23 protein-coding genes, 2 tRNA genes and 3 rRNA genes are annotated in these 23,620 nt (G+C 31.9%); all 28 read right to left on the bottom strand.

The features are described 5' to 3' along the window. Nucleotide 1: 1 nt before the first annotated feature. Nucleotides 2-766: a tRNA 2-thiocytidine biosynthesis TtcA family protein gene (locus tag ACZ5OA_RS01320; RefSeq protein WP_464907729.1), complete on the bottom strand. Its 765-nt coding sequence runs from the start codon at nt 764-766 to the stop codon at nt 2-4. After that, nucleotides 756-1,790 (bottom strand): hypothetical protein, encoded by a 1,035-nt coding sequence (locus ACZ5OA_RS01315; RefSeq protein WP_464907728.1) that lies wholly within the window; start codon nt 1,788-1,790, stop codon nt 756-758. The genes ACZ5OA_RS01320 and ACZ5OA_RS01315 overlap by 11 nt, the downstream gene beginning before the upstream one ends. Next, the gene (locus ACZ5OA_RS01310; protein WP_464907727.1) at nt 1,787-2,479 is read right to left on the bottom strand and encodes a 5'-methylthioadenosine/adenosylhomocysteine nucleosidase; all 693 of its coding nucleotides are present in this window, start codon (nt 2,477-2,479) and stop codon (nt 1,787-1,789) included. The genes ACZ5OA_RS01315 and ACZ5OA_RS01310 overlap by 4 nt, the downstream gene beginning before the upstream one ends. Further along, a complete protein-coding gene (locus tag ACZ5OA_RS01305) occupies nt 2,476-3,231 on the bottom strand; it encodes a nitrilase-related carbon-nitrogen hydrolase (protein WP_464907726.1) in 756 nt (251 codons plus the stop codon). The genes ACZ5OA_RS01310 and ACZ5OA_RS01305 overlap by 4 nt, the downstream gene beginning before the upstream one ends. Beyond that, on the bottom strand, nt 3,228-4,130 hold the full coding sequence (gene fabD / locus ACZ5OA_RS01300; protein WP_464908306.1) for an ACP S-malonyltransferase: 903 nt from the start codon (nt 4,128-4,130) through the stop codon (nt 3,228-3,230). The genes ACZ5OA_RS01305 and fabD overlap by 4 nt, the downstream gene beginning before the upstream one ends. 277 nt (nt 4,131-4,407) lie before the next feature. After that, nucleotides 4,408-4,923 carry an FKBP-type peptidyl-prolyl cis-trans isomerase gene (locus ACZ5OA_RS01295; protein ID WP_464907725.1) on the bottom strand — a complete coding sequence of 172 codons (516 nt, stop codon included), beginning with the start codon at nt 4,921-4,923 and terminating at the stop codon, nt 4,408-4,410. 39 nt (nt 4,924-4,962) lie between these two features. After that, nucleotides 4,963-5,871, bottom strand: a complete 909-nt coding sequence (locus tag ACZ5OA_RS01290; RefSeq protein WP_464907724.1) for a tetratricopeptide repeat protein — start codon at nt 5,869-5,871, stop codon at nt 4,963-4,965. A gap of 6 nt (nt 5,872-5,877) precedes the next feature. Next, on the bottom strand, nt 5,878-6,447 hold the full coding sequence (locus ACZ5OA_RS01285) for an OmpA family protein (RefSeq protein ID WP_464907723.1): 570 nt from the start codon (nt 6,445-6,447) through the stop codon (nt 5,878-5,880). Nucleotides 6,448-6,498: 51 nt separating this feature from the next. Then, entirely contained in the window at nt 6,499-7,707 is a 1,209-nt protein-coding gene (tolB, locus tag ACZ5OA_RS01280; protein ID WP_464907722.1) for a Tol-Pal system protein TolB, read from the bottom strand. Next, complete coding sequence (locus ACZ5OA_RS01275) at nt 7,708-8,394, bottom strand: hypothetical protein (RefSeq protein ID WP_464907721.1); 687 nt, start codon at nt 8,392-8,394, stop codon at nt 7,708-7,710. Further along, entirely contained in the window at nt 8,391-8,771 is a 381-nt protein-coding gene (locus ACZ5OA_RS01270; protein WP_464907720.1) for an ExbD/TolR family protein, read from the bottom strand. The genes ACZ5OA_RS01275 and ACZ5OA_RS01270 overlap by 4 nt, the downstream gene beginning before the upstream one ends. Continuing rightward, nucleotides 8,764-9,324: a MotA/TolQ/ExbB proton channel family protein gene (locus ACZ5OA_RS01265; protein WP_464907719.1), complete on the bottom strand. Its 561-nt coding sequence runs from the start codon at nt 9,322-9,324 to the stop codon at nt 8,764-8,766. The genes ACZ5OA_RS01270 and ACZ5OA_RS01265 overlap by 8 nt, the downstream gene beginning before the upstream one ends. Beyond that, nucleotides 9,302-9,682 carry an ATP synthase F1 subunit epsilon gene (atpC, locus tag ACZ5OA_RS01260; protein WP_464907718.1) on the bottom strand — a complete coding sequence of 127 codons (381 nt, stop codon included), beginning with the start codon at nt 9,680-9,682 and terminating at the stop codon, nt 9,302-9,304. Before atpC ends, ACZ5OA_RS01265 begins: the two co-directional genes overlap by 23 nt. Before the next feature lie 9 nt (nt 9,683-9,691). Beyond that, complete coding sequence (atpD, locus tag ACZ5OA_RS01255; protein WP_464907717.1) at nt 9,692-11,095, bottom strand: F0F1 ATP synthase subunit beta; 1,404 nt, start codon at nt 11,093-11,095, stop codon at nt 9,692-9,694. Nucleotides 11,096-11,109: 14 nt separating this feature from the next. Continuing rightward, nucleotides 11,110-11,988 carry an ATP synthase F1 subunit gamma gene (atpG, locus tag ACZ5OA_RS01250; RefSeq protein WP_464907716.1) on the bottom strand — a complete coding sequence of 293 codons (879 nt, stop codon included), beginning with the start codon at nt 11,986-11,988 and terminating at the stop codon, nt 11,110-11,112. Nucleotides 11,989-11,998: 10 nt separating this feature from the next. Next, on the bottom strand, nt 11,999-13,504 hold the full coding sequence (atpA, locus tag ACZ5OA_RS01245; RefSeq protein WP_464907715.1) for a F0F1 ATP synthase subunit alpha: 1,506 nt from the start codon (nt 13,502-13,504) through the stop codon (nt 11,999-12,001). 20 nt (nt 13,505-13,524) lie between these two features. After that, nucleotides 13,525-14,046, bottom strand: coding sequence for a F0F1 ATP synthase subunit delta (locus ACZ5OA_RS01240; protein ID WP_464907714.1), 522 nt, complete (start codon nt 14,044-14,046; stop codon nt 13,525-13,527). After that, nucleotides 14,046-14,564, bottom strand: coding sequence for a F0F1 ATP synthase subunit B family protein (locus ACZ5OA_RS01235; protein WP_464907713.1), 519 nt, complete (start codon nt 14,562-14,564; stop codon nt 14,046-14,048). The genes ACZ5OA_RS01240 and ACZ5OA_RS01235 overlap by 1 nt, the downstream gene beginning before the upstream one ends. Next, nucleotides 14,561-14,986, bottom strand: coding sequence for a F0F1 ATP synthase subunit B family protein (locus tag ACZ5OA_RS01230; RefSeq protein ID WP_464907712.1), 426 nt, complete (start codon nt 14,984-14,986; stop codon nt 14,561-14,563). Before ACZ5OA_RS01230 ends, ACZ5OA_RS01235 begins: the two co-directional genes overlap by 4 nt. Nucleotides 14,987-15,040: 54 nt before the next feature. Next, nucleotides 15,041-15,886 carry a ParB/RepB/Spo0J family partition protein gene (locus tag ACZ5OA_RS01225; RefSeq protein WP_464907711.1) on the bottom strand — a complete coding sequence of 282 codons (846 nt, stop codon included), beginning with the start codon at nt 15,884-15,886 and terminating at the stop codon, nt 15,041-15,043. Then, entirely contained in the window at nt 15,879-16,673 is a 795-nt protein-coding gene (locus tag ACZ5OA_RS01220; protein ID WP_464907710.1) for a ParA family protein, read from the bottom strand. Before ACZ5OA_RS01220 ends, ACZ5OA_RS01225 begins: the two co-directional genes overlap by 8 nt. After that, a complete protein-coding gene (locus ACZ5OA_RS01215; protein WP_464907709.1) occupies nt 16,670-17,272 on the bottom strand; it encodes a biotin--[acetyl-CoA-carboxylase] ligase in 603 nt (200 codons plus the stop codon). Before ACZ5OA_RS01215 ends, ACZ5OA_RS01220 begins: the two co-directional genes overlap by 4 nt. Beyond that, entirely contained in the window at nt 17,253-18,143 is an 891-nt protein-coding gene (gene fmt / locus ACZ5OA_RS01210) for a methionyl-tRNA formyltransferase (protein ID WP_464907708.1), read from the bottom strand. Before fmt ends, ACZ5OA_RS01215 begins: the two co-directional genes overlap by 20 nt. Nucleotides 18,144-18,530: 387 nt before the next feature. Continuing rightward, nucleotides 18,531-18,646, bottom strand: a 5S ribosomal RNA gene (gene rrf / locus ACZ5OA_RS01205). A gap of 66 nt (nt 18,647-18,712) precedes the next feature. Next, nucleotides 18,713-21,584, bottom strand: a 23S ribosomal RNA gene (locus ACZ5OA_RS01200). 99 nt (nt 21,585-21,683) lie between these two features. Continuing rightward, a tRNA-Ala gene (locus tag ACZ5OA_RS01195) sits at nt 21,684-21,759 on the bottom strand. 4 nt (nt 21,760-21,763) lie between these two features. Next, nucleotides 21,764-21,840, bottom strand: a tRNA-Ile gene (locus tag ACZ5OA_RS01190). Nucleotides 21,841-21,991: 151 nt separating this feature from the next. After that, nucleotides 21,992-23,486, bottom strand: a 16S ribosomal RNA gene (locus ACZ5OA_RS01185). The 16S, 23S and 5S rRNA genes sit together here with 2 tRNA genes alongside, the layout of an rRNA operon. Between the last annotated feature and the right edge of the window lie 134 nt (nt 23,487-23,620).

The raw sequence follows: 23,620 nt of genomic DNA, 5'->3' as shown, positions 1-23,620 counted from the left end.
TCTAATCCTCTAAAAATTTACTATCTAAAAAAGTTTGGGGATATAGATTTTTAAATGCAGCTTCAAAACTTACATAAAGCCTATCATATTTCTCTTCTAACTCTTTTAGAAATTCTCTTGTTTGCTCTCTTACATAAGGTTGTTTTTCTCCACCCTCTTTAAATGCTAAACAACTTTCTTCCCCATCGATTATTGGAAAATCATTCTTAGCCAACATTCCTAAAATCTGTTTTTCACGAACACGAATCAGAGGTCTAATAACTTCAATTCCATTATAAGCTTTATATTTTGGAGGCATCGACCTCATCATTCCATTATAAAACATTCCCATAAAAAATGTCTCGACCGCGTCATCAAAATGGTGTCCCAAAGCAATTTTATTATATCCAAGCTCAATCGCCTTCGAATAGATACTTCCTCTTCTCATTCTTGCACAAAATCCACAAGCCGATGAATTTTTTCTTTTATTCTCTTCCATAATTTCCATTATTGGAGTTTTATACCAAATATGCTCTATTCCGTGCTTTTCGCAATGCTCAGCCACGGCAGAATAATCAATCCCAGTCATTGAATCAATCGTAATGGCAGTTAATTTAAAGTCAAAAGGAGCAATTTGTTTGATTCTATTTAAAATATGAATTAATACATAACTATCTTTTCCACCGCTAAGCCCTACTAAAACTTTATCACCTTCGCCAAAAAGTTTATACTCTCCATTCGCACGACCCACATATTTTAAGATTTTTTTACTATATTCAATTTTCATAAGGTTTCATTTCTCCATTATTGAAAATAAAATGAGTTTTATAGTTTTTGAAATATTTTTTCACAACGGCTGGATTCAAATCACTTGTAATACTTTCAAATAAATCTTTATCCACTCTAATAGTTACATCGGCAAAAATATCTGCAGGTCGTTTTATTTTTGAAGTAATATTAAATTCAGCACCACCTAAAATTTTATTTTGATATTCACTTTGTTCAAAAGCAAAATTTGTATCTATATTGAATCTTGTGAAATTTTTATCATAACTTGCATTAAAATCACCATTCCATTTCGCAACTGCATATTTGTTTTTATCAATTAAAATTCCAAATTTATCGGCATTAAATTTATCAATAAATTTATACTCTTTAAAAAATGAATTTTTAAATTTTTCCCCTGCATTCTCAGCTTTTATTTCAATATTTTGATATTTAAGCTTAAACTTTGTTAAATTATATTCACCCTCAAAATCAATAGGATTATAACTTTTTAGAGTAAAATTTAATTTTAAATTATCTATTTTTAAATTATCTTTATAAGTAATGTTTTTAACATTTATATTTTTTGTAATAAATTTATCTATAATTACATTTCCATTTAATCCTACAATATTTAATCCATCTTTTTTATAATCATCACCCACTAATGTAAAATGTTTTAAATCTTTTGTTTTTAGATGAAATTTATAGCCACTTAAAATTGTTTGATTAAATAGTTTTAGTTTCTTATATTCTACATCAAAATTCGCAGTCGTTACTGGTAGGTTTTTGAAAGTTAAAATTACATCTGCTTCAACATCATCAATATGATATCTCTTTTTAAGTTTATCATTTATTGTTACTAAAAATTCTCTTTTTGTAGATAAATATCCAATATCTTTTTTAACTTCTTTTATTTGATAACCTTGCTTTTGCAAAAGAGAAATCTTTTTATCAATATTAGAATTCATAAGTTTAGCTAAAATAAAAGGAGTTAATACAATTAAGACTAAAAGCCCAATAAAAGGAATTAAAACTTTTTTCATTTTAGTTCCTCTAACATTTCAATCAAAAATTTAGCACTATTTTTCGCACTACCTTCTAAAAATTTATCAAAATCAAATCCAGCGTCCATATCGGCACTATCGCTAATCGCTCTTAAGATAAAAAATGGGATATTTAAAGCATCACATACAAAACCAACACTCGCTCCTTCCATTTCCAAAGCATCAGCATCAAAAGTTTTTCTAATCCACTCTTTTTTTTCATTATCTGCAATAAACTGATCACCTGTTGCGATAATCCCCTCTAAAAGTTTTAAATTAAGTTTTTTAGCTACTTTTTTAGCAATATTATTTAATCTTTCATCACTCTCTACAAAAACTTTACTCTCAGGGACATATCCATACGGATGACCAAACGCTGTAATATCCAAATCGTGTTGACATAGTTTTGTAGCAATAATTAAATCTCCAATTTTTAGATTTTCATTAATTGCACCAGCAACCCCACTAAAAAACATTAAATCAATATTAAATTTTTCTATCATAGTAGCAGCAGTTAAAGCTGAATTTACTTTCCCTATTTTTGAATAAGCTATAATCAATTCATAATTATTATATTTTGCTTTATAATAGATATTATTTGCATAATCTATTTCTGTTTCTATTTCAGTTACTAACTCTAAAATAGGATCAATCTCTTCTCTCATAGCCCCCATAATTCCAATTCTCATTCATTTTTCCTTAAATAATATTTTTGTGTAGTTGATAGTTTTTTATTCATTTTAGTTTCAATTTTATCTATTTCAAATAATTCTGCACTTTTTTCGATTTCACCTTTTGGATTAATTATAGCACTTCCACCCCAAAATCCAAGTCCATCTTCGAACCCTACTCTATTGCTAAAAATAGTATAAGCACCACTTAAAATAGATGAAGTTTTCAAAATAGAATACCAATTATCTTGAATCAAAAGAGAATTATTTTGAAATTCTCTTGCAGGAGAAGCAGCTAAAACTAAAACTAAATCAGGTTTTTCTTTTGAAAGGAAATTTAGAGTATCTCCACTAAACATATCTTCACAAATAAACATTGTAGTTTTTCCAAATTTTGTTTCAAACAAGAAACTTTCATCTCCAGCAAAAAAGAATCTAGCTTCTTCAAAAACTCCATAAGTTGGAAGATGCTGTTTTTTATAGATTATTGCTTCACCTTTGCTAAAATAGATACTTGCATTATAAATTTTATACCCAACTCTCAGAGCAACACCTACACAAATATCTTTATTTAAACTTAAATTTTTAATATCAATTAATTCATCTATCTCAAAAGCATCTTCAAGTAAAGCATCTTTTATTTTATATCCGTTTAGTGCAAGTTCAGGAAATAAAACTAAATCAGCCTCACTTGCTTCAATTTGTTCAATAACCTCTTCTAAATTTGCTCTACTTAGTTTTGGTGCTGTTTGAAAAACTTCTATTTTCATAAATTATTTGCTTTTTCTAATGTTTTCATATCTGTAACTGGCTGAGTTTTAACTTTTGTAACTTTTCTGTTGATTCCCATTAAAACTTTTCCACCAAATTCAATAAACATATCTACATCTTCTTCGATATTTTTGATTGATTGTTTGTATAAAACTGGTTTTGTAAGTTGATTTGCTAATAACTCTATAGCCTCTTTTTTTGTAGTATAAGGTTTTGCTGTTACATTGCTTACAACTGGTTTAAATTCATCTTTTAAATATTTTTCTAAAAGCTCTTTAAGTGGCTCAACTGCACTTTCAAGCATAGGACAATGACTCGCAACACTCATATTTAATAGCATAACTCTTTTTGCTCCAGCATCTTTGAAAGTTGCTTCCATAACAGCTAAATCTTCTTTAGCCCCAGCTAAAACTAATTGTCCATCACTATTATAGTTTGCAGGCCATACTCTTTTATTCTCTGTTTTGCAGATATTTTCAATAGTTTCATCGTCAAGTCCCAAAACTACCATCATAGAACCTTCTGTCTCTTTGAAAGCTTCTTTCATAAGTTTCCCTCTTGTATGAACTAACTTAATAGCATCACCAAGTTCTAATGCCCCAGCCGCGTAAAGTGCAGTAAATTCTCCAAGTGAATGACCTAAGGCATAAGTATAATCCTCTTTTTTACCAAAAAGTTCGTAAGCAATAGCAGAATAGAGTAAAATTGCAGGTTGTGTATATTCAGTTTCTCCAAGTTTATCATTTTCTTCAAACATTAATTTTGTAAAATCAGTACCAATTGCATCACTTGCTATCTTAAACATCTCTTTTGCTTTATCTGAATTATCATAAAGATCTTTTGCCATTCCAACAAATTGACTACCTTGTCCTGGGAATAAAAATCCTAATTTCATAATTATCCTTTTTTATTTTAATTATAGCAAAATTTAAAAATATTTGTTAGATACTTAAAAAAAAGACACTGACTAAATAAACAAAACAACTACAAATTTTAATGGAAAAAAGCGTTAAAAAAAGTGTGCTTCAAACCCAAAGGGCGCTTGCGTTGACACTTTTTAGCTTTTTGGAATGTTAAAAATTTGTATTATTGTTGAGTGTTTTAGGTCAGTGTTTCAAAAATTAGTAAGTAGAAAATTATTTCCCAAAAAAAGGGGAAAAAAGAAGTTTAGTTAATTAGTGGCAACCACATCCAGTTCCACATCCACAACCTTCACCTTGACCTTCAGTTGCACATGCACCACCAACACATCCTGCTAAAACTTCATCAGCAGTTGCATCTCTTTCATTTAATAATTTAATAGTAAATGTTAAATCTTGCCCAGCTAATGGATGATTATAATCAATTGTAGCATTTTTATCATCAAAATCTTTAACAGTTACAGCAACTGTTTGACCATCAGGTCCTTGTCCATAAAGAGTCATTCCATTTTTAAGTTCAATCCCTTCGAATTGTTCTATTGGAACAACTTGAGTTAAATCTTCTCTATATTCTCCATAACTTTCCGCACTAGGGATAGTTAAAGTTTTTTCTTCATTAACTTTCATATTAGCTACTGCTTTTTCAAATCCAGGAATCATTTGATTTTTACCAGAAATAAATTCTAATGCTTCTCCCCCTACATTTGTATCAACTACTTCACCATTTTCATTCTTAACTGTATATTCTGCTGAATAGACTTTATTACTCATATTTATCCTTTAATTTTTATTAATTTTTATTATAACAAGTTATTTGATTTTCTCCAAACTTTGAACTCTTTTTTTTGCATACTTTGTGAGTGTTGAGTTTGGAAAATCATTTATAAGTTTTAAATAACTTTTTTTAGCAGCATCATAACTTTTAAGTTTTTCAAAAGCATATCCAGTATGATAAAGTAAATCATCTGTAAAATATGTTGTTTTTTTCATATAAGAAATTGATTTTTTATAGAAAGTTAATGCACTTTTATAATGTGCTTTTTTATAATTAATCTCTCCTAAATAAAACAGAGTTTCAGATAATCTATATTTCTTTTGATATAAATAATAAAATTTATCATATGCAATTGAAAATCTATTTTTTCTATAATCATTTAATGCTGAACTAAAAACTTTATTTAATGACCACCTTTTAAAATTATTATTATTTACTTTCTTTACTTTTGAAGATTGTTGATCCAACCTTTTAGCAATATTCTCTATTAAATTAATGATTTTTTGAGTATTGTTTTTATCCATTTCTTGATTTTGAGAAACTACTAATTTTAACTCATTTAAATTATTAGTTAAATCCGAAACATTACTATCAGTTGTATTAATTTCTTTTTTTAACATATCAACTTCTGCACTCGTCTGGGCAAAAGATGGTAAAATAGTAGTAATACCATCTATTTTTTGTGTTAAATTATCAAATTTTTGTGTATATTCAAAAAGTTTAGTTTTTAAATTATCAATATCTTTTTCTTGAAAATTTATAATTTTAGTTTGAGATTTTATAATTGATTTTAATGTAGAAATTTCTTTTTTATTTTGTAAAATATATTTTTCATCTTGTGTAAGTCCATAAGGATTTGAAGAGTCTAAATTACCAGCTTCAAATGCAGAAACATCCGCATTTGAATAAGCAATTAATAAAAATAATATTGTAAGTTTTTTCATATTTTATTATGGTAATAAAGTAAAGTTATCTCTTCTATTTTTTGCCCAACATTCTTTATTGTGAGCAGAACACACAGGATTACTTTTACCATAACTAATGATTGTAAGTTTATTCACATCCACACCTAAATCAACTAAAGCACTTTTTACTGCTTTTGCTCTTTTTAAACCTAAGGCATAATTATATTCATCACTTCCCCACTCATCACAATTACCTTCTATTCTCACAGTATAGTTACTTTTTATATCTTTTAAAGTATTGGCAACTGCTTTTACGATCGGCATTTGATCAGCTTTTATATTATATTTATCAAAATCAAAATGAACTGCATTTTTACTTAAAATTGCTGCTACTTGTTGATTTTTACTTATACCATTACTTTCATCAGTAACATTTACAGCTGTTGTATCTGTTAAATCTTCTTCTGTTGCTTGTTTGTTTTGTTCTACTTGATTTTGCACAGGTTGAGACTGAGCTGTGTTATTTTGATCTGCATTTACATTAAGTTCTGGTTGTTGTCCACATCCTGTAAGAATTGCTAATAAAGCAGCTCCTATCAATAATTTCTTCTTCATATTTTTCTCCTTAAATTTAATACTGAATATTATATCAAAATTTTTTATCAATTAGCAATCAAATGATTGAATAATCTTACTTAATCTAAAATAAAAAATTTTATTCTCTTTTAATCTAATAATACCTATTTTTGAATTAAAATTATACTCTTTTATAAAAAACAGAGTGCTTCCATCATTTGAAAAAACAGGTAGCATATTTTGTCCACCAAAAGTTAGTCTTTTTACACTATCACTATTTTTATTGATGAGTAAAAGATTAAAAGTATTATTACCAAATGCATTATTAGTTTCTCTTGAGCTAATAACGATATTATCATTATGTGCAGCTAATGAAATTTGATTTTTAGAATAATATATGACTTTTTTTACAATACCATTATCTAAATTTTTTTGATAAACATTAGGATTTCCTAATCTATTTGAAATAAACAATATATTATCATCTCCATAAAACTGACCATTTACATCTATACCTGTATAATCAGTAAGCTTTTTTAACGCTCTAGAATTTGAATCATATTCATAAATATCTGGCTGATCATTTGGAGCTAATGTAAGTAAAAGTTTATGATTATCAAAGTCAACATCAGAGACTATAAGCATTCCATTGCTTGACATAATTCTTGTTTTTTTACCTGTATATATGTTATATTTAAAAAGCGTTGGAGCTCTTAAATATTTAGTATAATAAATTTCTGTTTGAGATTTGTTTGCCCATTTGGGAAATATATTAAATCCTCCTGCGATTAATCTTTTTCTATATGTAAGTGTAATATCAGTTATAAAAATATCATTTTCTTTTGGAGCTATATTAACAGAGTAAACTATTTTTTTCTTAATCCAAGAAATTGGTTCAAATCCAAGTTTAGAATTTATATCATAACTCAAAGCATGTATCATAAAAGGATATGAATTAAAATTTGGAATTTTGTATCTTTTATATAATTCTGTTTTTTTATTAACTAAATTATATAAAAGTGCTGTTAAGGTTTTATTTTGGTAATCAATTCTTAAAAGATAATTATAACCTTTATATTTTGTAATATTTATATTTGTTAAATTTTTAGTTTTTTCTCCTATTTTCATATCATAATGAGAAATAATAGTTGTATCTATTTTCAACATATGAATAAGTTTTGGATTACTATTCACATACTCCACATAAATTTTTGGTTTTTGATTTGTTATATATTTTGTTATCTGAAGCTCACTTGCATTTAAATATAAAAATGCTACTAATAGAAATAATATTCGCATCTAGTTTCCTTTTAGTTTAGTATTAAATGTGATTTTACCATGAAAATCTTTAATTTTTGATATATCAATATTTTTTAATTTATTTAAAAATTTATTTAGTAAAATTGTATCTAAATTTGTAGAGATTATAACTACATTTAGTTTTCCATTTACTACATCTACTCTTAAAGTTACAAAATTTCCATCTTGTGTATCAATTTTAGCCCACACTTTTCCAAATTCATTTGAAATATACTTACTACTTTTTTTATCTGAGTTTGAGACAACTGCTACACTTGAGCTTAATTTAGAAAGTTCTTTTTTTACCAATTTACTAAAATTTGTATGACCTCTTTTTTTTGTCATATTTTCTTGTTTTTTATGCTCTATTTTTTTAGTTGGTATATTATCAGGTGTATTTGCAAAAATATCATCAAATTTTATATCTTTTCCACCTTTTGAAAAAGTATCTTCTGTTTTTTTTATAGATTTTTTCTTTATTGTTTTTTTTACTTCTTTTTTTACAGGTTTTATAGACTTTGTTATTTTAGATACATTTTGTTTTTTATTATCTTTAATAATAGCTTGATGAATATAAACTTGTTCAATTTGTTGGGGTTTATTCGTAGAAATCATAAAATAAATAAATAATCCAATTAAAAAAATATAAATAAATAATGAAAGCAAAAATGAAAGCAATAATCTCATTTAGTAAGTAATCCTATTTGTGTAAATCCTGTTTTTACTACATCAGAATAAATTTTCATAAAAAGTTCATATTTTATATTTTTATCAGCAGCAATATAAACCAAAGAATTTTTATCATATTGTCCAAATTGTAAATTAAAGTTCTCTAAAAAATTTTTAAGTTTATATGCTTGTGAATTAACCAAAACTTCTCCATCTTTTTTTATTACAATATTAATTGTAGCTTTTTTTTGGGATAAATGAGTTTTGCTACCTTCTGGTAATTGGACTTGTTTTTCTTCGAAAGTGGTTGATGTTACACTCACCATCAAAATGGCAAGTAAAACAAGCATAATATCCACAAATGGAGTAATATTTAAATCAGGTTTTTTAATCATCTGTTGTAATCAAATCCCTTTGCATTTTAAGAGTAGATATTAAATCATCAAATCTACTTACTAAAATTTGATGAAATGAATAAGCAGGGATTGCAACCAAAATACCAACCGCTGTTGCAATTAACGCCTCACTAATAGCAGGAGCTACTAATGATAAAGAAGTATTATTTCCCATATGCCCAAAAGCAACCAATATAGAAACAACTGTTCCAAACAGACCTATAAAAGGTGCAGTTGATGAAACAATTGCTAAAAATGAAAGACCTTTTTTACCCTCTTTTATAGATGCTTCAATACAAGCATTTAATATATGAGCTTTTTTAGAATTACTTCTTTGTATGCAACTATTTAAAGATGAATTACTAGAAATATTTCCACCCATAATTAAGGTATTTAAACTATCATTTTCTTTTTTTATCCAACTATTTAAAGAAAATAATCTATAAAAGAACACAAAAAATACTAAGAATAGATATAAAAGCAACCATCCAATTACTGTTAATGTAATCGGATTTGCTAAATATTGATATTTAGATAAGATTTCTGGCAACACTTTCGATTTTCCCTTGTGCATAAGCTAATGTTTGAGCTGAATCACTGAAATCAGCCATAAGTTTTTTAGCTTTAGCAACATTATCTGCAATATCATGTCCTTCTGACGCTGCTAATGGAATAGCTTCATCAACTACAATATTTACAGATTTATTGCTAACATCAGCATAACCCCAGTTAACATCTACAAGTTCTTCACCAGAATCTTTTTTTATATCAATAACTCCTGCTTTTAAAGTAGTAACTAAAGAAGAGTGACCATCAAGAACACCCATTTCCCCATCACTACCAGGTAAAGTAACTGAATTTACTTCACCTTCAAAAATTCTTCCTGACGGAGCTACGATTTCAAGTTTCATAGTAACACCTTATTTATTTTTCATTTTTTCTGCTTTTTCTAAAGCTTCGTTAATATCACCTACCATATAAAATGCTTTTTCTGGAAGATGGTCATATTTACCTTCAAGAATACCTTTGAATCCAGCAATTGTATCTTTAAGTTCCACATATCTACCATCAGCTCCAGTAAATACTTTTGCAACAAAGAATGGTTGAGATAAGAATCTTTCGATTTTTCTTGCTCTTTCAACAACAACTTTATCTTCTTCACTAAGTTCATCCATACCAAGAATTGCAATAATGTCTTGTAAATCTTTGTATTTTTGAAGAGTTTGTTGAACACCTCTTGCTATATTATAATGTTCTTCACCTAAAATTTGTGGATCAAGAATTCTTGAAGATGAATCTAATGGATCAACTGCAGGATAAATACCTTTTTCCGCGATTTTTCTGTTAAGAACTGTTGTTGCATCTAAGTGAGCAAATACACTTGCAGGCGCTGGATCAGTTAAGTCATCCGCAGGAACATATACCGCTTGGATTGAAGTAATTGAACCTTTTTTAGTTGATGTAATTCTTTCTTGAAGTCTTCCCATTTCTGTTGCTAATGTTGGTTGATATCCCACTGCACTTGGAATTCTTCCTAAAAGTGCTGACATTTCAGAACCAGCTTGTGCAAATCTAAAGATATTATCAATAAACATTAAAACATCAAGTCCCATTTCATCTCTGAAATATTCTGCCATTGTAAGACCAGTCAAAGCAACTCTATTTCTACATCCTGGTGATTCATTCATTTGTCCATAACAAAGTGCAACTTTATCAAGTACTCCTGATTCTTTCATTTCATTATAAAGGTCATTACCTTCTCTTGTTCTTTCACCAACACCCGCGAATACTGAATATCCACTATGTTTGAAAGCAACATTATGAATAAGTTCCATAATAATAACTGTTTTACCAACACCAGCCCCACCAAATAGACCAGTTTTACCACCTTTTGAATATGGTGCTAACAAGTCAACAACTTTAATACCAGTTTCAAACATTTCTGTTTTTGTTGATTGTTCACTAAAAGCTGGTGCATCTCTGTGAATTGACCATCTTGGTGCATTATCGCTAATAGGTGCTCCACCATCAATAGCTTTCCCTGTTACTTCAAAAATTCTTCCAAGAACTTCTTCACCAACTGGAACTTTGATAGGTCCACCAGTTGCAACAACTGGCATATTTCTTACTAAACCATCAGTTTGGTCCATTGCAATTGTTCTTACTACATTATCACCAATTTGAGCTGCAACTTCCAAAACAATAGTTTTTTCTGTACCATTAATTATAGCTGTAATTGTTAGGGCATCATTGATTGCTGGAATTTGTCCTTCAAATTCTACATCAATAACAGGTCCTAAAATTTGTAAAATTTTACCTTTCATAAACTTTCTCCTTATTATTTTAACGCTTCCATACCAGAAATAATTTCAATTAACTCTGTTGTAACTGCTTCTTGTCTCGCTTTATTATAAGATAATGTTAGTTCCTTAACTTTTTCACCAGCATTTGTAGTAGCCGCATCCATTGCTTGCATTCTTGCACTATGCTCAGCAGCAAGTGAATCAAGAAGTGCAAAAAATTGTGAATATTCAACATACTTTTGAACAAGTTCAGTTAAAACTATTTCATCATCATCTTTTGGTTCGATTTCTAAAATATCATTTTTATTTACTTCAACTTTTGTTCTATCTAATGGTAAAATAGTATCTATTTTAATTTTTTGTGCAATTTTACTTACATATCCATTATGCACAATAATAACTTTATCAGTTTCACCATTCATAAAATCATTATAGCTTCCAAGTATGAATTTGCTTGCATCTTCATAATTTGGCGTAGCACTAAGACCTATTTTTTCATCAGCAAGTTCAAAATGATTGAATTTAAAAAAGTCAATCCCTTTTCTTCCTATACCTTTGAGTCTTATTTTAATGTTTTCTTCTTTAAAGTCTTTTATCATATTCGATACAGTTTTAATAGTTTGATGATTAAATCCACCACATAAACCTTTATCTGCTGTTACAAAAATAATATCAACTTTTTTAGTTTCTACATCGTGAAATGCTCTATTATTTATAGTATCTTTTATACTATTTACTTTTGCTGCAATAGAAGAAATTAATTCTTCTACTTTATTAGCATAAACTAGGGAATTCTTCAAAGCTAACTCAGCTCTTTTTAGTTTCGCAGTTGAAACTAATTTCATTGCTTTTGTAGTTTTTTGAGTTCCTTTTACACTGTTTATTTGGTTTTTTAGTTCTTTTAAATTAGCCATTTTTCAAACCTTATACGCTAAATTGACTTTTGAAATCCTCTAACGCAGTTTTTAATTTATTTTCAATTTCATCATCAATTTTTTGTTTTGCTCTGATTCCATCAAGGATTTCAGGAAATCTTGCTTCAATAAATGGATAAAGTTCTGCTTCAAATTTAACTACACTTGTTGCCGGAATATCATCTAAATATCCATTTGCACCAGCATAGATAATTACAACTTGTTTTTCAACTGGAAGTGGTGAATATGGTGGTTGTTTTAACACTTCTACCATTCTTTGACCTCTTTCTAATTGATTTCTAGTTGATTCATCTAAATCACTTGCAAATTGAGAGAATGCTTCAAGCTCTCTAAATTGTGCCAAATCAAGTCTTAGTGTTCCAGCTACTTGTTTAATTGCTTTAATTTGTGCAGCTCCACCAACTCTTGAAACTGAAATACCAACATTAATTGCAGGTCTAATACCTTTATTAAATAGCCCAGTTTCTAAGAAAATTTGACCATCTGTAATTGAAATTACATTTGTTGGGATATATGCACTAACATCTCCAGCTTTTGTTTCGATAATTGGTAATGCAGTTAAACTTCCTGCACCTTTTTCATCAGATAATTTAGCTGCTCTTTCAAGTAATCTTGAATGTAGATAGAATACATCTCCAGGGTATGCTTCTCTTCCTGGTGGTCTTCTAAGAATTAAAGACATTTCTCTGTAAGCATCTGCTTGTTTTGTTAAATCATCATATATGATTAAACCATGTTTACCGTTATCTCTGAAATATTCTCCCATAGTTACACCAGTATAAGGTGCTAAGTATTTAAGAGATGCAGCTTCACTAGCACTTGCATTTACAACAATTGTATAATCCATTGCTCCATGTTCTTCAAGAACTCTTACAATATTTGCAACAGTTGATTGTTTTTGACCAATTGCCACATAAATACAAACTACATCTTGACCTTTTTGGTTGATAATTGAGTCAATTGCAACAGTAGTTTTACCTGTTTGTCTATCCCCAATAATAAGCTCTCTTTGCCCTCTTCCGATTGGAACAAGTGCATCAATCGCTTTAATACCAGTTTGAAGAGGTTCATGAACAGATTTTCTATCCATAATTCCAGGCGCTTTTTCTTCTACATATTTGTATTCTGTAGCAGCAATTTCACCTTTTTCATCAATTGGTTCACCAAGTGCATTAACAACTCTACCAACTAGTGCTTCACCAACTGGAACTGTAAGAAGTTTACCAAGTCTTTTAACTGAGCTTCCTTCTGTGATTTCTGTTCCTTTTCCAAGAACAACAACACCAACATTGTCAGCTTCAAGGTTAAGTGCAAGACCTTTTTCACCTGTTTCAAATTCAACCATTTCTCCAGCCATTACATTTGTAAGACCGTAAACTTTTGCTATACCATCAGCACTGTAAATTACTTTTCCAACTTCATTTACATCAATTTCTAAATTAAAATTCTCAATTCTTTCTTTGATAATTGATGTTATTTCAGTGTATCCAGCCACTCAAAACTCCTTTATTTATTTTAGATTACTCTAATTATGTTTGCGATTAATTTTGCTTTTATGTCATCTTCATAAACAGCAATTTCTATGTTCAATGAATCTACATAAACTTGCACACCACTTCTATCAGTTGTTTCTTGTGTAAGTTTTATATTTTTACCAAATTTTTCTGAAAGTTTAGATTCAATTTCTAATATTTTACTTTCAGCTAAAGGCTCTTTTGAATATACAAAACCTTTGTAATCTCCAGTAATCTCTGCAATAATATCTTTTAATAAAACTACCGCGTGTGGAAGTTCTTTTAATCTATCATTTTCAGTTATAAGCTTAAGTAAATTAATTACTTTTTCGTCTTTAACCCCTAATAAGTCAACTAAAAATTTAACTTTTTCATCCTTACTTACAAGAGGTGAAGTAATAATTAAATTATATTTTTCGCTTTTAGCTAATTTAACTAATGGAGTTAATTTAGAATAAATAGTTTCTAAATGTTCTTTTGTAGTTATTTGCTCTAAAGCTTTTACATATTTTTTTATACCCATTATCCAACCTTTTTAGTTACAATAGTTGCAACTTCTTCACTTGAAAGATGAATATCTTTAGTTAAATCTTTCAAATATGATTCAACTACTTCTTTTTTAATTCTTGATTCTTCATAAACTTTAAAATCCTCAAATTGTTTATTTAACATTGCCATTTCATTTTTAGCAGTTGCTAATGTTTGAGCTTTAAGAATTTCAATCTCTTTTTGCGCAGTTTTGATAATCTCTTCAGCTTTTTTATGAGCTTCTTCTACTTGAGTTTTCAAAGCTTCTTTTTGTAACTTACTTTCTTTTAACTTGTTTTCTACTTCTTCAAATTGGTTAGCTATTGAATTAGTTCTATTAACATAAAAAGATTTAATTTTATCTGCTAACAAATACCATAAAATAGCAGCGAAAATAATAAAATTAACAAGTCTTGGAATGAAATCACTATCACTAATTGTTGCATGGACAGTATGTTCGTTAGCAAAAAGCCCAACTGCAACAAGTCCTAACATTACAATAACTTTTTTCATGCTATTCCTTTTAATTTTCTAGATAGCATATCTTTAAGTGTAACTGACTCTGCTTCTAAGATTTTAGCTAATTCTACTTTTCTTAAATTTAATTCTTCATTAAAAGTAGCTTTTGCAACTTCAATTTTAGAAACTTCACTATCTACTAATTTAGTTGCTTCTTTTTTTGCTTTATCTAGGGCTTCTTTTTTCATTTTAGAAACTTCAGCTCTAGCTTTTTCTATAATAGAAGCGATTTCTTCTTCATATTTTTGTGCTTCCTCACTGTTACTAGATGCGGTTTTTAATTCAGTTTTTAATTTTGCTTCTCTTCTATCCATAAAAGATAAAAGTGGTTGAAATAACCACATATTGAGCAAAATTAATGTAACAAAAAATATACCAGCTTCTATTAACATTACAATCAGGCTAATGTTTAACATCTATACTCCTTTATAGATTTTTCAAATTTTATCAAAAATTTTATTGATTTTAACTTAAATATCAAAAATTTTCTTTAATTTTTTCAAATTTTTCTTAGAAGTAACATTTATTATCAAATTATTACCTCTACTCTTTACATCTAAATCATATTTTTCTTTTAATAATTTTACAAACTCATCAAGATTAATATCATCATTCATTACATCTGTTTGCTCTTTTTTAGGTAAATTCTTATATGATTTTACTAATTTTTCTACATCTCTACTACTTAATTTTTGTCCGATAATAGTATCTACTAATTTTTTTTGAGTATCTTCATCAAAAGACACTATACTTTTAGCATGCCCAAATGTAATTTTATCTTCTTTTAACTTTTCTTTAGAATATTCTGATAATTTAAGCATTCTTAAAATATTTGTAATATAACTTCTACTTTTTGATAAAATTTTTGCAACTTCTTCATGCGTATAATTATGCTCTTCAATTAATTCATAAATAGATTCAGCTAAATCTAAAACATTCAAATCTTCTCTTTGAAGATTTTCAATAATGGCAAATTCCCTTAATTTACTTAAATCAAAATTAATAACAAGTGCTTTTATTTTAGTTTTTTTTAAAAGTTTTGTAGCTTTAAGCCGTCTTTCACCTGCAACTAAAATATATTCTCCATCATCAATGGTTACAATAATAGGTTGAAGGAGTCCTTGTGTCTTAATAGAATTTGCCAATTCTTTTAATGAATCATCATTAAATATTTTTCTTGGCTGATAAGGGTTAGGAACTATTTTATCTATTTCAATTTCTTTAACTATTTCAGAATTTTTTGATATATCTTTCACATAACTTTCTTCTACATCACTTAAAATTGCACTGAGTCCTCTCCCTAATCCTTTAGCCATTTTTAACTCCTAAAATATTTTCAGCCAATTTATTATAAGCCTTAGCACCTTTACTTTTAATATCATAAAGTGCAACAGGTTTTCCAAAACTTGGTGCTTCTGCTAAACGAACATTCCTTGGAATAACTATATATCTTTTTTTCTCACTATTTATATCCACAAACATTTTTGAGCCAAAATGTCTCACTAAATCAGATAAAACCTGCTTTGCAAGATTGTTTTGTGAAGTGTACATAGTAGGAATAATACCTTTTATTTTTAATTCTGGATTTTTTGTTCTTTTTACCAATTTTATAGTATTTAAAAGTTGGGCAAGCCCTTCTAATGCAAAAAATTCACATTGAATAGGAATAATTATACTATCACTTGCACATAACGCATTAATTGTAATAGTTCCAAGTGTTGGAGGAGAATCTATAATTATATAATCATATTTTTTTGTAATAGGTTTTAATATTTTTTTTAAAGTAAGCTCTCTATCTTTTAAATTATCAAGTTCTTTTTCAATAGCAACTAAGCCTATATTTGATGGTATTAAATCCAATGTTTTAATTGTTGTCTTTAAAATAACATCTTCTATATTTTTTGCACCAATTAATGTATGATAAATATTAAATTCATAATCACTTTTATAAAATCCCAATGAACTTGTAGCATTTGCTTGTGGATCAAAATCTATAAGTAAAACTTTTTTTTCAGCAATTGCAAGAGAAGCTGCTAAATTTACAGCAGTTGTCGTTTTACCAACTCCTCCTTTCTGATTTGCTATTGTAATAACATCTTTCATCTTAAACTATATATCCTTTCATTATTTATTTCTATACTTCCATCATAATTTAATTTAGCTTTTTTTAATTCTAAATTATCATTCGTTACAAAATCATTATTATAAAATTCATTTTCTAATTTTGAATATATTTCACTCCATAATATATTTTTTTGAATTTGCTCCAAAAATTTAGTTAAAACCTCTTTATTATTCACTTTAACATCAAGAGCATTAAAATTTTGACTTTTTTTTGTATTTAATCCAATTCCAACTATAATTATATCATTTTTTATATTACTTATACAGCCTGAGACTTTTTTTTCTAAATATAAATCATTAGGCCATTTAAATTTTATTTGACTTCCATAACTATTTAAAATTTCTTTTAACAAAAACATATAATAAATTGAAATAGATTGAAGTTTCAGATCATTTGGTAAACTATTTTTATGAATGGCGCAAGAAAAGAAAAGATTTCCCCTCTCACCAATCCAGCTGTTTCCCCTACTTCCAATTCCATCCGTTTGATATTCACTCCAAATACAAACATTTTTTTTTAAATTTTCAAGTAAATATTTTTGAGTTGATGCAATTTCATTAAAGTAAATTATCTCCAACTTTTAACCTTTGTCCATTTATATAACTAATAACATCCATCTCTTTTTTTGAATGAGGCTGAATAGTAAAAATTTTAATTTTTCCTTTTTCACAGCCAACTATAATATTCTCTTTTGTAATTTCCAAAATTTCACCAGCTTTATTTTTAGAATCAGTATCAATGAGCTTCATATTTTTAATTTTAAATTTATCTGTAAAAATCCCAGGCCAATAATAAAAGGCTAAATATTCTCTATAAATTTCTAATGCATCTCTAAAATCAATTTTTCCATCTTCTTTTTTAATTTTTGGAGAATATGAAAAAACTGCATCTATTTGCTTAAGTGGTTTTATTTTTTTATAATTATCAATTATAAATGGAGTTAAATTAGCTGCCATTTTTGCTAATTCATCAAAAAGCTCAGGAGCTGTTTTATTTGCTACTTCACAATATTCATACCCTAAAATATCTCCTGTATCAAGCCCTACATCCATTTTCATAGCTGTCACACCTGTAAACTTATCTGAATTTAAAACAGCACTTTGAATAGGACTTGCACCTCTATATTTTGGTAAAAGTGAAGCATGTAAATTAATACAAGGAGCAATTTCTAAAATATCTTTTGGTAAAATTTGACCAAATGCTGCCACCACTATAAAATCAGGATTTAAACTTTTTATAGTGTCAGCTTCTTTTTTTAAATTAATTGGTTGAATTACTTGGATATTATATTTCTCAGCTAATACTTTAACCGGAGGTGAAGTTAAAACTCTTTTTCTACCTACTGGTTTATCTGGTTGAGTATAAACTGCTACTATTTCATATTTTTTTATTAAATTTTCTAAAATAATTTCAGCATAATCTGGAGTTCCCATAAAAACTATTTTCATATAAAACCTTTTTTATGAAATTGTAGCAAAAAGAGGGAGAAATTAAAATTAATGTAAATAATTTTTGAAAAATAAACTCCTATCACTAATAATTAATTATTGGTACTGACCTACAAGAAAACAAAAAAAATAGGATTTTTACCCCTATAAAAAGTTAAAAAGTATAAACACTTTTACCATCTGGATTTAAATAGACTTTTTTTAACGATTTTTTACATTAAAAATTGCAATTATTTCATTTTATTAAGTCAGTGACTAAATATATTTATTATTTTTAAAAAAGTATTTAATAAAAACCTAATTTATTCAATAAGTAAAATAAATAAGAGGAGTTTGTATTATATTATGTTAAGTAAAAAAGGGTAAAAAAGAAGAGTCATTATAATTGTTTAGCAGGGGCTTACTTTTCCACCTCCGTAGGAGGCAGTATCATCAGCGCAGAAAGGCTTAACTACTTGGTTCGAAATGGAACAAGGTGTAACCCTAACGCTATACCCACTAAACAAATATAATGACTCTTAAGTCAATTTGTTTAATTGCATAAATTAGTTGATAAAAGTCTTGTCTGAATTAAAAAGTCAAACGGTCTATTAGTATTGGTCAGCTAAATGCATTACTGCAATTACACATCCAACCTATCAAGCATGTAGTCTTCATGCGACCTTCAGGGAAAGTTAATCTTGGAGTTGGCTTCGTGCTTAGATGCTTTCAGCTCTTATCACATCCGAATATAGCTACCCAGCGATGCCCTTGGCAGGACAACTGGTACACCAGAGATTCGTCCATCCCGGTCCTCTCGTACTAGGGACAGCTCTCCTCAACTTTCCTACGCCCACGGCAGATAGGGACCGAACTGTCTCACGACGTTCTGAACCCAGCTCGCGTACCGCTTTAAATGGCGAACAGCCATACCCTTGGGACCTGCTCCAGCCCCAGGATGCGATGAGCCGACATCGAGGTGCCAAACCTCCCCGTCGATATGAGCTCTTGGGGGAGATCAGCCTGTTATCCCCGGGGTACCTTTTATCCTTTGAGCGATGGTCCTTCCACACAGAACCACCGGATCACTAAGACCGACTTTCGTCTCTGCTCGAAATGTCTCTCTCGCAGTCAGGCTGGCTTATGCCTTTATACTCTACAACCGATTTCCATCCGGTTTGAGCCAACCTTTGTAAGCCTCCGTTACTCTTTAGGAGGCGACCGCCCCAGTCAAACTACCCACCAGACAATGTCCTCCTTGCTGTAAACAAGCGAGTTAGCAACCAAAATACCTAAGGGTGGTATCTCAAGGGTAGCTCAGATAGAACTGGCGTCCTACCTTCAAAGCCTCCCACCTATCCTGCACATAGATATCCCGATTGCAATGTCAAGCTGTAGTAAAGGTCCACGGGGTCTTTCCGTCTTGCCGCGGGTAGGAGGAATTTTCACCTCCACTACAATTTCACTGGATCCCTGGTCGAGACAGCTCCCAACTCGTTACGCCATTCATGCAGGTCGGTATTTAACCGACAAGGAATTTCGCTACCTTAGGACCGTTATAGTTACGGCCGCCGTTTACTGGGGCTTCAGTTCACTGCTTCGCTTGCGCTAACAGATCCCTTTAACCTTCCAGCACCGGGCAGGCGTCACACCCTATACATCCTCTTGCGAGTTAGCAGAGTGCTGTGTTTTTGCTAAACAGTCGGCAGGGACTTTTCACTGCGACCCACTACTCTCATAGTGGGCACACCTTATACCGAAGATACGGTGCTAGTTTGCAGAGTTCCTTAACCAGGGTTCTTCCACGCGTCTTAGAATACTCATCTCACCCACCTGTGTCGGTTTACGGTACGGGCCACTAATAATTCAAACGGTTTAGAGACTTTTCTTGGCACGACGGCATCATACTCACTTTCGCTCCTCCGAAGAAGATTGAAAGCCTATCAGGTATCGTTGTATTGTATAGCGGATTTGCCTACTATACCAACTACTCCCTTCGGTTACCTATTCCATCAGATAACAGTACTTAGCCCTATGCGTCCTCCCATCACCTCATTATTAGTGGGTACTGGAATATTAACCAGTTTTCCATCGATTACGCCTTTCGGCCTCACCTTAGGTCCCGACTAACCCTACACTGACGAGCATAGTGTAGGAATCCTTGGGTTTTCGACGAAGGAGATTCTCACTCCTTTTATCGCTACTCATGCCTGCATGCTCACTTCTTGCCGCTCCACTACTCCTTACCGGTATAGCTTCATCGCTGACAAGAACGCTCTCCTACCACTCCTGACCAGCAGGAATCTACAATTTCGGTGGATAACTTTAGCCCCGTTATATTTTCGGCGCTTTTCCGCTCGACCAGTGAGCTGTTACGCTTTCTTTAAAGGATGGCTGCTTCTAAGCCAACCTCCTGGTTGTCTAAGCAGAAAAACCTCCTTTTCCACTTAGTTATCACTTTGGGACCTTAATTGGTAGTCTGGGTTGTTCCCCTCTTGACATAGGATTTTATCACCCTACGCCTCACTGCCAAGATTCCACCATAAGTATTCGAAGTTTGACAGGGTTTGGTACAACTGTAGGTCGCCCTAGCCCTATCAGAGCTCTACCCCTTATGGCTACGTCTTGACGCTGCACCTAAATGCATTTCGGAGAGAACCAGCTATCACTGAGTTTGATTGGCCTTTCACCCCTATCCACAAGTCATCCGAAAGTTTTTCAACACTTACCGGTTCGGTCCTCCACGGGCTTTTACACCCGCTTCAACCTGCTCATGGATAGATCACTCAGCTTCGGGTCTACAGCATCTGACTAATCGCCCTATTCAGACTCGCTTTCGCTTCGGCTTCGCATTCGCTTAACCTCGCCAGACACCATAACTCGCAGGCTCATTATGCAAAAGGCAGTCCATCACCGTTGATAAACAATACGGCTCTGAATGATTGTAGGCATATGGTTTCAGGTTCTATTTCACTCCCCTCACTGGGGTTCTTTTCACCTTTCCCTCACGGTACTGGTTCACTATCGGTCTAACAGTAGTATTTAGCCTTGGAGGGTGGTCCCCCCATGTTCAGTCAGAATTTCACGTGTTCCGACTTACTCACTAGGATATTATTTAGTCTCACATTTCATATTTCACTTACAGGACTATCACCTTTTATAGTTTAGCTTCCCAGCTAATTCAGTTATATAATATGCTACATAATATCGGGCTAATCCGATTTCGCTCGCCGCTACTTTCGGAATCTCGTTTGATTTCTCTTCCTCTGGCTACTGAGATGTTTCACTTCACCAGGTTAACTCCCTTGCGGGTGACTAATGTCTCCATTAGCCGGGTTTCCCCATTCGGACATCTACGTATCAAAGCTCTTTGGCAGCTCCACGTAGCTTTTCGCAGCCTAACACGTCCTTCATCGCCTCTGTTAGCCTAGGCATTCACCATACGCCCTTTATAACTTCTTAATTCTTTATTTGACAAGACTTTTAACAACTAATTTTCAATTAACTTTTTAAGAGTTTTTCGCTCTTAAATTAAATAACCGCAGTTATCTAATTTAAAAGTGGTGGAGAATAGCGGGATCGAACCGCTGACCTCCTGCGTGCAAGGCAGGCGCTCTCCCAGCTGAGCTAATTCCCCACTCTGGTGGGACTACCAGGACTTGAACCTGGGACCTCACCCTTATCAGGGGTGCACTCTAACCAGCTGAGCTATAGTCCCAAATGTACCCATGATAAGCTTTAAGCTTAAAACATATAATTAAGTAACAAACTATTTTCCTTTGAGTGTCAAAGTTTTATTTATTGTCGATTTGAATAGTTTTCTCTATATCTCGAAAGAAGAGAAATAAATCTCTTCTTCTTTCCTCTAGAAAGGAGGTGATCCAACCGCAGGTTCTCCTACGGTTACCTTGTTACGACTTCACCCCAGTTGCTGAGCCCACCGTAGAGGGTAGCCAATTTGGCATCCCCGCTTTGGGTGAACTCAACTCCCATGGTGTGACGGGCGGTGAGTACAAGACCCGGGAACGTATTCACCGTGGCATGGCTGATCCACGATTACTAGCGATTCCAACTTCATGTAGTCGAGTTGCAGACTACAATCCGAACTGGGATTAGGTTTAGAGATTTGCTCCACCTCGCGGTATTGCGTCTCTTTATCCTAACCATTGTAGCACGTGTGTCGCCCTAGGCATAAGGGCCATGATGACTTGACGTCGTCCCCACCTTCCTCCTGGTTACCCAGGCAGTCTTGTTAGAGTGCTCAGCCGAACTGTTAGCAACTAACAACAGGGGTTGCGCTCGTTGCGGGACTTAACCCAACATCTCACGACACGAGCTGACGACAGCCGTGCAGCACCTGTCACCAAGTTCCTGCAAGCAGGCACTCTCTCATCTCTGAAAGATTCTTGGGATGTCAAGCCTAGGTAAGGTTCTTCGCGTATCTTCGAATTAAACCACATGCTCCACCGCTTGTTCGGGTCCCCGTCTATTCCTTTGAGTTTTAATCTTGCGACCGTACTCCCCAGGCGGGACACTTATCGCGTTAGCTGCGTCACTGCTTTATAGCAACGACTAGTGTCCATCGTTTAGGGCGTGGACTACCAGGGTATCTAATCCTGTTTGCTCCCCACGCTTTCGCGCATCAGCGTCAATATTGTTCCAGTAAGTCGCCTTCGCTTTCGGTATTCCTCCTGATCTCTACGGATTTCACCCCTACACCAGGAATTCCACTTACCTCTCCCAAATTCTAGGTCTGCAGTTTTAGAAGCAGTTCCACAGTTGAGCTGGGGGATTTCACTTCTAACTTACAAACCAGCCTACGCGCTCTTTACGCCCAGTGATTCCGAGTAACGCTTGCACCCTCCGTATTACCGCGGCTGCTGGCACGGAGTTAGCCGGTGCTTATTCATATAGTACCGTCATTATCTTCCTATATAAAAGGAGTTTACAGACCGAAATCCGTCATCCTCCACGCGGCATTGCTGCATCAGAGTTTCCTCCATTGTGCAATATTCCCCACTGCTGCCTCCCGTAGGAGTCTGGACCGTGTCTCAGTTCCAGTGTGACTGATCATCCTCTCAGACCAGTTACGCGTCTTAGCCTTGGTAGGCTCTTACCCTACCAACTAGCTGATACGTCGCAGTCTCATCTCACAGCACTAAAGCTTTCCCCCGTGGGGTATATCCGGTATTAGCAATCGTTTCCAATTGTTATCCCAGACTGTGAGGCAGATAACTACGTGTTACTCACCCGTGCGCCACTTAGCTGACAATCTAACCGAAGTTAGATCCGTTCTCGTTCGACTTGCATGTGTTAGGCATGCCGCCAGCGTTCACTCTGAGCCAGGATCAAACTCTCCATAAAAAGTTTAATCCTTTAAATCACTCAAAGAAATTTTCGTTTGTTACTTATCTATATGTTTTCATTAATTCTTTCAATTTCTCTCAACCGCTTATTGCGTTTGTGGACTGGAATTATAGTAAATTATCCCTCCTTTG

Source organism: Thioreductor micantisoli, from assembly GCF_055392745.1.
This window is presented reverse-complemented; position numbering and strand designations above follow the sequence as displayed.